Below are 12,909 nucleotides of genomic sequence, written 5' to 3'. Positions count from 1 at the left end.
GCACAAAAAAATTGCCCGCCGGAGGCGGGCAATTTGCAGTTTTATTTCCGATTAATTTTCTTCGGGCTTTTCATTCGAAGCTTCAGAAGAGTCTGCAGTTTCAGCATTTTCTGCTGATTCCGAATTTTCTTCTGCTTCTTTCGGATTCACGCCGTCGGTAATTTCTGCTGTCGCTTGACCTTCGACGCTTTCTTGCTCGATGTCTTCGCTGCTCGGTAATGCGGTTGCGTCTTGCACCTTATCGTTTTCCGAAAGGGTAATCGCCTTCACACCTTGAGAAACGCGTCCTGTTTTGCGGATGCTTTCGACCGGAATACGAATCACTTGACCTTCACGGCTTGTGATAATCAAATCGTAATCGTCGGCGACGCTATCGACAAAGACAACATTTCCCGTTTTTTCGGTGATGTTGAAATTGCGAACACCTTTACCGCCGCGACGCGTAATGCGATACGATGCCGGTTCCGAGCGTTTGCCGTAACCGTTTTCGCTAATCGTTAACACCTTGCGATCGGACTTGAGCCAAAGCAGAGCGATGACTTCGTCACCTTCGGCTAAGCGAATTCCGCGGACACCGTGAGTGCCACGGCCCATCGTGCGGCAACTAGAAATCGGGAAGGTAATCGCTTGCCCGTTCTTTGTCGCGAGCATGAGCAAATCCTTCGCCAAGTTAGTACTGTCTGCGGGTTCTTCGCCATTTTCATTTTCCGATTCTTCGGTTTCAGGAACATTCGAATCGTCTTCGATTTCTTCGCCACGAGCGGCAGCTTCCATTTCTTCTGCAGTGACGCCCACGAGAATGACTTTGACCAATTCATCGCCTTCATCGAGAGAAATTGCGTTCACCCCGATGCGACGCGGATTTGAGAAGACCTTCAAATCCATTTTGTTGATGACGCCATTCTTTGTCACAAAGATGAGGCAATTGTATCCGCCGAATTTACGCACCGGAACAATCGCCGAAACTTTTTCGCCAGTCGTCAACTGCACGAAATTCACAATCGGACGACCTTTGCCGTTACGCGTGCCTTCGGGCAAATGATAAACCTTTGTCCAGTAAGCGCGACCTTTATTCGTAAACACGAGAAGGTAACTGTGCGTGCTCGCTGTAAAGATGGATTGAATATTATCCTGATCTTTTAAGCCTGCACCGATGATACCTTTACCGCCGCGGTTCTGCGCTTTAAACGTTCCAATCGGAAGACGTTTTACATAACCTTCGCGGCTAAGCGTAATCACTTGTTCTTCTTCTGGAATCAAATCTTCGGAATCGTAATCTTGCACAGCGGCTTCAATCGAAGTGCGACGTTCATCGCCGAATTTTTCGGTAATCGCATCGAGGGATTCGAGAAGAATTTGAACGCGACGTTCTTTGCGAGCGATGATATCTTCCAAATCGCGAACCGTAATGATGAGTGCTTGATATTCGTTTTCGAGTTTTTCAATTTCGAGGCCGGTAATACGCTTGAGTTGCATATCCACAATTGCCTGCGCTTGAATATCGTCAAACGAAAAACGATTTCTCAAATTCGTCTTAGCGTCTTCGGTGCTGCTCGAATTTTTAATAATCGAAACGACTTCATCCACGTTGCTGCACGCGATGCGGAGCGCTTCCAAAATGTGCATTCTCGCTTGCGCTTTTTTCAAATCGAATTGCGTGCGGCGGAGAATCACTTCCAAGCGGTGATCGACGTAGCAGCGAATCATATCCTTTAACGGGAGAAGAGTCGGCTGCGTCCGATTGACGAGCGCCAAATTGTAAATGCTGAAAGTATCTTCGAGCTGCGTGTATTTATAAAGATTATTGAGAACGATGTCGCCTTGGAAATCGCGTTTGATATCGACGACGACGCGCATGCCTTCGCGGTCCGATTCATCGCGGATATCGCTAATGCCGTCGAGTTTTTTATCGCGGACAAGATCAGCGATATTTTTCACCAAGAGCGCTTTATTCACCATGTACGGAATTTCGCTGATGATCAAGCGTTCGCGGCCCTTCGCATCTTTTTCAATTTCCACGCGAGCGCGCACACGAATTTTTCCACGGCCAGTCAAATACGCATCGCGGATGCCGGTCTTGCCGCAGATAATTCCACCCGTCGGAAAATCCGGCCCCGAAACATAATTCAAAAGTTCTTCGCCGGTGATGTCATTATTTTCGCAGTATGCGTGAATCGCTTTCGTGACTTCGCGCAAATTGTGCGGCGGAATATTCGTCGCCATCCCGACTGCAATCCCCGAAGAACCGTTGACGAGCAAATTCGGAAGTGCCGACGGCAAAACGAGTGGTTCGTCCAAAGTTTCGTCGTAGTTCTTTCCCATATCGACGGTTTCTTTGTCCAAATCTTCGAGCATCGTTTCGCCGATGCGGGTCATTTTCGCTTCGGTATAACGCATTGCTGCAGGACTATCGCCATCGACAGAACCGAAGTTTCCTTGACCGCGGACAAGCGGATAACGGAGCGAGAAATCTTGCGCCATACGCACAAGAGTATCGTAAACTGCCGAATCGCCATGCGGGTGATATTTACCGATGACTTCACCGACGATACGCGCAGACTTCATCGTCGGCTTGTCGGCGTTTAATCCGAGTTTGTGCATTGCAAACAAAACGCGGCGGTGCACCGGTTTAAGACCATCACGCACATCCGGAAGAGCACGAGCTACGATCACGCTCATCGAATAGCGCAGGTAACAATCCTGCATATCTTTTTCGATCAGGGATTCGTAATGAGTTCCCGGAGTCAATTTATTGATTTCATCAGCCATTGATTTTCCTCGATTTTATCTTAAAAAAACTTTTTGAATTTCTCGATCCAGCGGGGTCAGGTCGCTTTCCAAAGTTTGATCCACCGTCATCGGTGTAATGGACGCGTAGCCTTGGCTCAAGACGAGATCGTCGGATTTTTCAGCAAATGTTTCGGGCACTTTATAGCCCTCTAAAAAATACTTGCCCTCTTTTTCCACATAATAATCGGTAAACATGGAAACGTTCTGGCGCGCCACGCGGTAACCCGCAAAAGGAATTTTATCGTCGGGATAATTCACATTCCAAAATGTATGCGCCGGAATTTTTTCATACAATTTCGACTGCAAAATCGTTTTGGCAAATCGCGCCGCTTCTTTTTCCATTTTCTCTGAAATTTGAAAATCGGAATTGAGCGCAAACGAAACCGCAATCGCAGGAATCCCCCAAAGAGCCGCTTCGCGGGCACCGGCGACCGTTCCCGAATAAAGAGAAGAAACGCCGGCATTTTCGCCTTTATTCGGACCCGAAAAAACGCAGTCAATTTTTTCGTCGCGGAATAATTTTTTGATGGCGAATTTGGCGCAGTCTGCAGGGGAACCGGAAAGCGCATAAAATTCTAGCGGTTCTTTGCCTGCAATTTTCCGAAGAGAATGTCCCAAAAATCCGCAAAATGCATGGGAAACTCCGCTTTGCTCGGTCTCGGGTGCGACGACATAAACCGTCGCCACTTCCGTAAGCGAAAGCGCAAAACGTTCCAAATACGGGCTACGAAACCCGTCATCGTTTACCAGTAAAATTTTCGGCTGTGTATTTCCCGACATTGCGCATACAATGTAGAAAAATTCTACATTTGCGTCTGTATGACAAACGTTAAGATGCAGACTCCTCCGCTTCCCAAGGGAACGCGCGACTTTTACCCCGAATCCATGCGGATTCAAAATTATATTTTCGACACTTGGCGCAAAGCTGCGCTCCGTTTTGGCTACGAAGAATACGAAGGTCCGATGTTCGAACATTTGGAACTTTACACCGGAAAATCCGGCGAAGAAATCGTAAGCCAACTCTACGATTTTATGGATAAAGGCGATCGCCATATTGCGCTCCGCCCCGAAATGACGCCGACTCTCGCCCGCTTAGTCATTCAAAAAGGCAACTCGTTAAGAAAGCCGTTTAAGTGGTTCAGTATGCCGCGTCTTTTCCGCTATGAACGTGCGCAAAAAGGTCGTCTTCGCGAATTTTTCCAGCTGAATTTAGACATCATCGGAACAGAAAGCATTTATGCCGAAGCGGATTTGCTCTCGGCGATTGCGTCGATGCTCAAAGATTTCGGTCTTCAGGCGGATGATTTTTACATCGGCGTTTCGAGCCGTAAATTGCTCAACGCTTACCTCGAAGAAATCGGCGTTTCCGATGTTTCCAAAGTTTATCCGGTTTTGGACCGCCGCTTAAAAATTGACAAGCGCGACTTTTACGCAGAACTCGCCGACGCAGGACTTTCCGAAGAGCAAACGAAAAAGCTCGATGAATTGATGGACTGCAAAAGCATTGATGCGGTCGCCGAAAAATTGCAAAGCGAAAATGCAAAAGCTGCCCTCGACGAAATTCGTCAATTATTCAAAACCCTCGAATTTTCGGGCGCAGGAAAATCCGTTGCACTCGACCTTTCGATCGTCCGCGGGCTCGCTTATTATACAGGCATCGTCTTCGAAGTTTTTGACAAAGGCAAATCGATGCGCGCCATCGCAGGCGGTGGCCGATACGATAGCTTAACCGAAAAACTCGGCGGACCAAAAGTTCCCGGCGTCGGATTCGGCATGGGCGACGTTGTCCTCGCAAACCTTCTCGAAGAACGCGGGCTCTTGCCTTCGAACAAGCAATCTCTCGACTTTTTCGTCGCCAGTTTCACCAACGATATGGATAAAATTTTTGCCGTCGCTAGTGAACTGCGCAACCGCGGATTCGATGTCAACCACCCGCTTTCTCCGGTAAAACTCGGCAAGCAAATGGAACAAGCCAATGCGCAAGGCGCAAAAGTCGTCGTCTATGTCGATGGCGATAAAGCTCCTGCCGGCGGATTTGAATATAAAATTCTCGCCACCGGAACATCGGGCGCAGGAACTCTCGACGAAATCGCGGCACTTGCGAAATAAGGCGGACGCATGTCGCCCTTTCGCACTCTTCTCGCGATTTTAGCGGTCTTTTTCTTACTCGGGCTTCTTTCGTTCATTTTTCCCGCCGAAGGAATTTCCTTTGGTAGTTATACTTTGCGGTTTCCATCGCTTACCGAAGAATTGCGTGAAAATGCGCAAGTCGATTCGGTAACCGTCAATCCCGAAGAACAAATTCAAAAAATGCTCGAAGAAACGCGAGCGAAAGAATTCGCCGAATACGCGGATTCTTTGGCTTTTTACGAAGAATTTTTCCGCAACGGTTCCACGCGTTTTGATTTTCCCGACGAAAACATCGCATGGTTTGACCGCTTTTTTCAAGAAATCGAAGAAGCGTCCGATTCGGGCGAAGTCGTTCACATTGTTCATTACGGCGATTCGCAACTCGAAGGCGACCGCATCACCTCCACTCTCCGCGAATTTTTGCAAACACTTTGGAAAGGAACAGGCCCGGGAATGGTGCCGCCTCTCGCCGACATTCCTTCCTTTGTTTTCAACGGACACAGCATCGGCAACTTAGAACGCCACCGCATTTTTGGTCCCGCGAGCGAACACGCGCGCCACAATAAATATGGGCCACTCGCCCAAGTTACCGATCTCCGCGGAAGCGCAACTTTCACATTCAAAAAAAGTTTGCATTTAAAAGGTTATCCGCACGCTGGAAAATTTCAAAAAATTCGATTGCTCGCTAACAAAGCCAATCTCAAAACAAAATTGATTTATAGCGCAACGGTTTCCGATACGATTTTCGCCGATTCTCTTCCACCAAAAATCGTTGAAAAAAAGAAAAAATTTCAAGCGAATCTTCCCGAAGTCGAAACTTTCCCTGGCCTTTCTCTTTACACGTGGAATTTGCAGTACGAAACCGAATCGGTGACCTTAACCGTTTCGGGAAATGCTGAACTTTACACCATCGCACTAGATGCAAACGCCGGCGTCGCCGTCGATAATGTCGCCATGCGCGGAAGCTCGGGAACGATTTTCACCAAAATGGATAACGCGCTTCTCGCAAGCAGTCTTCGCGCGATGAACGCCAAACTCATCATCATGGAATACGGCGGAAATTTAATGCCGAGTGTAAACAAATCCAATTTAGATTGGGTCGAACGCATTTTGGAAAAGCAAATTTTAGCGATCCGCGAAGCCGCTCCCGATGCAGACATTCTTTTCATCGGCCCCGCAGACATGTCCAAAAAAATCGGCGGACGTTGGAACAGTTTCCCAAGCCTCGAAATGACCATCGAAAAAATCCGCGAAATCGCACTGCGTAACGGCTGCGCTTATTGGGATATGTATCGCGTCATGGGCGGACACAATGCGATGATTTCTTGGGTAAAAGAAAATCTCGGCGGTCCCGACTACATTCACTTTACGCGAAACGGCGCAGCGCGCATGGGCGAACTCCTTTATCAAGCGATTAAATTACACTACGATCATTATCGTTTCCGGAAAAGTCACGGCATCGATACCGAAAAATGGAACGAAATTCACGCATTTCAAAATCAAGAAAAATCCGCCGACACTTTAATCGCCCAAAACGATACTCTCGTTTTAACGCCGATAGAAAAAATTCCCGAAGACGATAACTTCGTACTCGATAGCGCCGACGAAAAAAGCGATTTTGAAAATGCAGATTCCATTCCGAGTGAAATAAGCGATTCGGTAAACGCAGCAGAAAATGCGCCAACGAATGAATTGAAAGAAGAATTCAACGAAAGCGTCGATTCCGCTAGCGCAGAAATTCGCCCCGAAAATTCCCCGTCGGAGGAAACTCCATGACGAAAAAAATTTTCTTTCATTTTCTCTTTGCAATTTTCCTTTTCCCGACGACTCTTTTGGCGGGAAGTAAAACCATCAACTTGCCAATTGATACGGCGAAAAATCACATCATCTTTCCCGCAGGAAATGCAGCGTTCGCACCATTTTTGCGCAAATTTGATTCGCTCACTTTCACCGGGAAAGGAAACATCAACATTTTACATTTAGGCGGTTCGCATTTACAAGCCGATGTTATTTCGAATCGCACACGAGTTCGTCTTTTAAAAGAATTAAAAATTCCCGCAGCTGGCCGCGGATTTGTCTTCCCTTACGCTGCCGCAAAAACCAATACGCCCGTGAGTTACGCATCGCGGAAAAAAGGCCACTTCAAATGGAAGCGCAGCGTTCTCAAAGGCAAGCGCCCGCCTCTCGGCGTTTTGGGATTTGAAGTGACGACCATTGACCCCGATGCCGAAGTGCGCATCGTTCTCGATAGTCGAATTCCCGACGAAGATTTTTGGAATTTCACCCAAGTCCGCGTTTTTGGATTTTCTCCCGATTCCATTGAACCAATTTTACAACTCGAACGCGGCGGCGTTTATTATCACGGCGAACGCGATTCTCTTTCGGACAGTTTTGCTTTTGATTTGCCCGTCCGCGCAGATTCTTTGATTCTCAGTTTCCCGTGGCCGAACGCACACAAAGAAAAAAGGCTCCGCGATACGCTTTCCAAACTTTCTCCCGCCGAACAAGATTCGCTTTTTGCAAATTCCCATTTTTTCAATTCGCAGCCATCGTTTACTCTCACCGGAATTTTGCTCAACGATACAATTCCCGGGCTCATTTACAATTCGATTGGAGTCAATGGCGCCGATATGAAAGCGTATCTTTCCCTCGAAAATTTAGAACGCGATTTGGAATTTTCGAAACCGGATTTAGTGATTTTTGCGATTGGCATTAACGATGCAAATGTGGAAATTTTCAATTCCGAACTTTTTAAAGCGCGCTACGATACACTCATCGCCCGCATCCAATCCGTTTCTCCGCAAGCCGCATTCATTTTCGTTTCGAATAATGATTGCTATCTCACTTCGACGAAACAGCCAAATTTAAACAGCGTTCTCGTCGCCCAAGCGGGTTACGATTTAGCGAAAAAACACAAAGGCGGATTTTGGGATTTATACGGAGTCATGGGCGGATTTAAATCTATTGAAACTTGGCAGAAAGCCGATTACGCCAAAAAAGATCATGTGCATTTTAAAAATGCGGGCTATGAACTTTTAGGCGATCTCTTTTACGATGCGCTCAAAGAAGTCATGCGCCCCGAAGCGCCGAGCATTTCGGTCATTCCGCAGAATCTTCCCGCACTCGGAAGACTTCCCACAGCGAATGCTCCCGCCAAAAGCATTAAGCACAGCAAATCCAAAAAATCCGCGCACAAGAAGGTGAAAAAATGAACCATCTCGCCGACCTTCTTCAAAGCATTTTCTTATTCGATCCTTCGAAGCCGCTGATTTTTACGCAGTTTTATTTCTGGGCATTTTTTGCCATCGTCTTTGCGCTGTTCACGATTTTTCACAGCAAAATTTTACTGCGCAATGCGTTTCTCTTTTTTGCGAGTCTTTTCTTTTATTATAAAACGAGCGGAAGTTATTTAACGCTTCTCGTTTTCTGCGTCATCGTCAATTTCTTCGGCGGGAAAATTTTAGACAAATTAACTCGTCGCGGATTTAAAATTGCGTTGCTCGTTTCTCTCGTCGTCATCGACCTTTTAACTCTCGGCTATTTTAAATATGCGTACTTTTTCGTCGATGTCGTGCACCAACTTTTTGGCATCGATTTAAAAGTCTACAACTTTTTTGCCGCGGCGGGCAATCGCATTTTCCATACAAATTCTCTAGTCGATCAAATCATTCTCCCTGTCGGCATTTCATTTTTTACCTTTCAAGCGATTAGCTATTGCGTCGATGTGTTCAAGAAAACGGTAAAACCGATTCAGAATATTTTTGACTTCGGATTTTATTTGACATTTTTCCCGCAACTCGTCGCCGGCCCGATTATCCGCGCCGATAAATTTATTCCGCAATTACACCGCAAATTTTTCTTATCGCATCACGCCTTTGGGATGGCAGTCTTTTGGATTTTAAACGGCCTCGCCAAAAAAATTATCATGAGCGATTTCTTGGCGACGCAATTCGTCGATAAAGTTTTCGAGACTCCGCTACTCTTCACGGGCTTTGAAAATTTACTCGCACTCTTTGCGTATTCGTTACAAGTTTACGCCGACTTTTCGGGCTATACCGATATTGCGACCGGAGTTGCGCTGCTCATGGGCTTCCGTTTGCCGCAGAATTTTAACAGTCCGTATAAAGCCGACAAGCCTTCGGAATTTTGGCATCGTTGGCACATGTCGCTTTCTCGTTGGCTACGCGATTACATTTACATTCCTCTCGGCGGAAACCGCGGCGCAGGATTTGGCACATTCTTTTGGACTGCGGTCATTTCGGCGATTGCGATTCTTCTTTCGGGAAGCGTTTGGGTGGCACTCGGGCTCGGCATTCTTTACGCAGCCCTTGCGCTCTGGGCATTTTTCCGAGTGGATTCGCGCAAAACAATTGCGAAGCATATCAATGCGATGATTACGCAGCTCATGGGCGGACTTTGGCACGGCGCAAGTTGGAATTTTATCATCTGGGGCGGATTAAACGGAATCGGAATGATCGCCAACACGCAATGGTGTAAACAAAAAATTGAAGTACGCGCAATTCTCATGTTTGTGATTACAGCAGTCGCCACCATTCTTTGCAAATTGCATTACGAACCGATTTTTGGAATCGCAGCCATTTGGAGCGGAATTATTTTCGTTGGCATTTATGCAAAACTCGTTTACGGACTTTTTTCTAAGACGCCACTTCCCCGCTTACGTTTTGCGTGGAATGTGATTTTGACATTCATCTTTATCACTTCAACGCGTTTATTTTTCCGCGCAGGTTCCAATTTGGATCCCGCTGAAGCGAACGAAGTCGCTTGGGAAACCGCCCGTAATATGATTCATCAAATCGGTTCTCCGTGGAATTTTTCACTCGTTCCGCAGATGGCATATTCGCATCTTTCGATTATTCTCGTCTTTGCGCTCGGCATGGCGATTCATTGGTTGCCCGATCGTTTTAAACGTTCTTACCGCGTCATTTTCTGTCACCTTCCCATTTGGGCGATGATTTTATTCGCCGTATTTGCGTGCCTTGTGATTTATCAATTTTCAAGCGCAGACTCGCCACCGTTCATCTACTTCCAATTTTAAACGTTGAAACGCACGGCTTCGCCGTGCGTTTTCATTTGAACTTGTCAAAATTTTTAGCGCGAAAGTTTTCGCACGCAGACGATTCCTTTGCGCCATTTTTCAATCGGTTCTGCGGGAAAGCCCGCATAAACTGCGCCCGCGGGGATGCTTTTTGTGACTCCCGCTTTCGCAGCGATGACTGCCCCGCGACCAATCGTTAAATGCCCCGCAATTTGTGCGCCGCCTGCAAATTCACAATCGTCTTCGACAACGGTTGTCCCGCCGAGACCCGACTGCGACGCCATATAAACGCGATTTCCCACTTCGCAATTATGCCCGATTTGCACAAACGAATCAAAATGACAATCGTCGCCAATTTTCGTCGGCGCAAGAAATCCCGCAGCCACGACAGAATTTGCGCCAAATTCAGAACGGTTGCCGATGCGAACTCCGCTCACATGCGGAACCATTTTGCGTTCGCCATCTTCATCGACATAAAATCCAAAGCCGCGCGACCCCACGACTGCGCCCGCTTGGAAAATGCAATTTTCACCGATTTTTACATTCGGATAAATCGTCACATTCGCCTGCAAAATTGTCCCCGCGCCAATTTCTGCCCCGCGCATCACCACGGAGCCCGGCCCGATTTCCGCCTTTTCACCGACGATTCCTTCTACAACTGCAGACGGATGAATTTTTGCCGACGCAGCAATTTTCGTTTCCGAAAAATTTTCTTCGTATAAAAATTTCACCGCCCGCACCATCGCCGCATACGGATTTTTCACCCGTAAAAGCGCACCGACTTCGGGCTCGCCCACAAAATCCGAAGCGACTAAAAGTAAACCCGCGGACGCGCTCCGCAATTCACCTGTTACCGTTTTCCCCGTAAAAAAAGAAATTTGATTTTGATTTGCCTCTTTCAGCGGCGCAAAACCTGTGATTTCAAAATTTTCCGTCGCCGTTTTCCATTGCAATTCGCCCGCTAAAAATTTCGCAAGCGATTCCGCATCTATTTTTTTCATCCGATTTTTATTCCCGGTTCGAGAGTGAGCATTTGCACCCGTGAACCAAATTCAATATGAATTTCTGAGCCGACGCGACGCGTCAAATCATCGCCATCCAACTGATGAAATTCTTCTTCGGAAGTCTGCAAAATAATTTCTTTCGCATGATGCGTTTTGAGAAAGCAACGCTTATAAATTTTTCCTAAAAGCGGAACCGTTCCAAGCGCAAGCGCTCCGAAAAAAGAATTCATATTGGGAACCGGCACCACTTCTAAAAGGCCGTCCGCCATATCGCCGCCGTCAAACGGATTTGCGCCCGACGCAAAGCTCGGAATATTGCCGACGATGACCGTGCGAAATCCCGAAACATCTTCTTCTTGCCAAATGCCATCTTGCGTTAAAAATTTGAGTTTCGCATTTCCCAAACAATGACGACGATCGGCAAAGAAACGGCGCACATAATGCAATTTATTGGCGATTACCGATGTGCTTGAAACTTTCCCCGATGCGCGATCCGCATTAAAATCGTGAGCAATCCGCGCGTCAATTCCGCTCGAAAAATAATTTGCCAACACAAATTTTCCGTTGACTTTCCAAATGTCAAACGGACGATGCTTCGCTTGCACTAAACGACGCACCAAGAAAAGCAATCCTTTATTCACAAAGGTATCGTATAAATTTAAAACGCGCGCTAAATCATTTCCTGTGCCGAGCGGAATGAGTCCTAAGCGAACTTTTTCGGCGAGCCCCGATTCGAGCATTACCGAAAGCATTGTGGACATCGTGCCATCACCGCCGACAGCGATGAGAGTTTCCGTTTTTTCGGCGACTTCGCGAATTTGTTCGCGCAGCCTTTTTCCATCGGTGAGTTCAGCCTTCCATTCGGAATTTTCAAATCCCATGGATTGCATAATTTCCGGTACAAACTTTAAGATGGACTTTCCTTGCCCACCGCCGCTGATCGGATTGATTAAAAAGCTGAACTTCAACATACCCTTTTAAATTACATTTTTATTTTTTAATAAGCAAAATTTGAACTTTCCCTTTTTAATCGAGCATGCCCAAACTAGCAAAATCAAAATAATAAATCGGATGAATGGAACTCGATGTGAGAATGAATAATTCATCTTGGGCGATGTCAATGTCCAAAGCCCCGCGGATTCCTTCTTCCGTTAAATCCACCCGACGAATCAATTCTCCGTTCAAATCAAAAATGCCGACGTAAGCGCATTTTGCATCGAGAAGCGCCAAGTATGCCGCACCAAAACGGATTCGCGTCGCCGAACAAAAATGCAAAGTGTTGCGTTTATCGCCCGCGGCCAAAGCCCGTCGCACTTGAAGATTTCCGCTTTCACTATAAATATTCAACCGCTGCGGTGGATCGGTTAATGCGCCCGAAGTTTCGACCGTCGCAATCATTCCCGCTTTGGCATCCATCGCCATGACCCGCGTCGCAGCGAACGAAGTCTGCGTTTTTTTGCAACCCGTTCCGTTGATTTTCAATTTTTCTAATCCCGAATTAGGCGCGTAATAAATTGCCGACGATGTAATCGCCATTTGCCGAAGCGAAACGTCGCAAAGAAATTCATCATCGTCGTAGCGCAAAAGAGAAATGCCATCGTAATAATACAAGAACGATCCAACGCTTTCAATTTTTTCCGCTTGACCCACCGGAATTTGCCCATCGGAATTTTCCGGTGTCCGAAATAATTCAAATGCACAAGTCCGCGCATCATTGCGACCGTAAACATACACGTGATTAAATCGATCGAGAATGTAAAGATCTTCGCCGTCTGCAGAAAGGGAAATTTGCTCCGCCGATGTAAACGGCACATCCGAAATGCGGCAAGAAAGCGCCGTCGAATCTGCAGCAGTCCATTCGCCACCGCACGAGACGAATAGCCCGAGAAAGAAGACGAAAAAAGCCAGAGATTTCACAAGACAAGTATA

Annotated in this window: 9 protein-coding genes; 4 read left to right on the top strand and 5 right to left on the bottom strand. The window is 46.9% G+C overall.

Features of this window, described 5'->3' with window-relative positions; all coding sequences use genetic code 11:
- Nucleotides 1–51: 51 nt before the first annotated feature.
- Together gyrA and surE are read right to left on the bottom strand one after the other, a co-directional pair.
- Nucleotides 52–2,769 (bottom strand): DNA gyrase subunit A, encoded by a 2,718-nt coding sequence (gyrA, locus tag B0H50_RS00850; protein WP_106197411.1) that lies wholly within the window; start codon nucleotides 2,767–2,769, stop codon nucleotides 52–54.
- A 15-nt stretch (nucleotides 2,770–2,784) separates the two neighbouring features.
- Complete coding sequence (surE, locus tag B0H50_RS00845; protein ID WP_106197412.1) at nucleotides 2,785–3,570, bottom strand: 5'/3'-nucleotidase SurE; 786 nt, start codon at nucleotides 3,568–3,570, stop codon at nucleotides 2,785–2,787.
- Nucleotides 3,571–3,609: 39 nt separating this feature from the next.
- On the opposite strand from surE, the gene hisS reads away from it, so the two are divergent.
- From hisS to B0H50_RS00825, 4 genes are read left to right on the top strand one after another with little or no spacing between them, the layout of a single operon-like run.
- Nucleotides 3,610–4,899 (top strand): histidine--tRNA ligase, encoded by a 1,290-nt coding sequence (hisS, locus tag B0H50_RS00840; RefSeq protein ID WP_233244448.1) that lies wholly within the window; start codon nucleotides 3,610–3,612, stop codon nucleotides 4,897–4,899.
- A 9-nt stretch (nucleotides 4,900–4,908) separates the two neighbouring features.
- On the top strand, nucleotides 4,909–6,696 hold the full coding sequence (locus B0H50_RS00835) for an SGNH/GDSL hydrolase family protein (protein ID WP_109587086.1): 1,788 nt from the start codon (nucleotides 4,909–4,911) through the stop codon (nucleotides 6,694–6,696).
- Nucleotides 6,693–8,132 carry a GDSL-type esterase/lipase family protein gene (locus B0H50_RS00830; RefSeq protein ID WP_109587085.1) on the top strand — a complete coding sequence of 480 codons (1,440 nt, stop codon included), beginning with the start codon at nucleotides 6,693–6,695 and terminating at the stop codon, nucleotides 8,130–8,132. Before B0H50_RS00835 ends, B0H50_RS00830 begins: the two co-directional genes overlap by 4 nt.
- Nucleotides 8,129–9,976, top strand: coding sequence for an MBOAT family O-acyltransferase (locus B0H50_RS00825; RefSeq protein WP_106197415.1), 1,848 nt, complete (start codon nucleotides 8,129–8,131; stop codon nucleotides 9,974–9,976). Before B0H50_RS00830 ends, B0H50_RS00825 begins: the two co-directional genes overlap by 4 nt.
- A 53-nt stretch (nucleotides 9,977–10,029) precedes the next feature.
- On the opposite strand, the gene B0H50_RS00820 is transcribed toward B0H50_RS00825, so the two are convergent.
- From B0H50_RS00820 to B0H50_RS00810, 3 genes are read right to left on the bottom strand one after another with little or no spacing between them, the layout of a single operon-like run.
- Nucleotides 10,030–10,977, bottom strand: coding sequence for a UDP-3-O-(3-hydroxymyristoyl)glucosamine N-acyltransferase (locus tag B0H50_RS00820; RefSeq protein WP_106197416.1), 948 nt, complete (start codon nucleotides 10,975–10,977; stop codon nucleotides 10,030–10,032).
- Nucleotides 10,974–11,951 (bottom strand): diacylglycerol/lipid kinase family protein, encoded by a 978-nt coding sequence (locus B0H50_RS00815; RefSeq protein ID WP_106197417.1) that lies wholly within the window; start codon nucleotides 11,949–11,951, stop codon nucleotides 10,974–10,976. Before B0H50_RS00815 ends, B0H50_RS00820 begins: the two co-directional genes overlap by 4 nt.
- Nucleotides 11,952–12,006: 55 nt before the next feature.
- Nucleotides 12,007–12,897, bottom strand: coding sequence for a hypothetical protein (locus tag B0H50_RS00810; protein WP_106197418.1), 891 nt, complete (start codon nucleotides 12,895–12,897; stop codon nucleotides 12,007–12,009).
- Between the last annotated feature and the right edge of the window lie 12 nt (nucleotides 12,898–12,909).

This window comes from Hallerella porci (assembly GCF_003148885.1).
GTDB classification, from domain to species: domain Bacteria; phylum Fibrobacterota; class Fibrobacteria; order Fibrobacterales; family Fibrobacteraceae; genus Hallerella; species Hallerella porci.
Note: the sequence above shows the minus strand (reverse complement) of the source record. Positions and strands in the feature narration are given on the sequence as shown.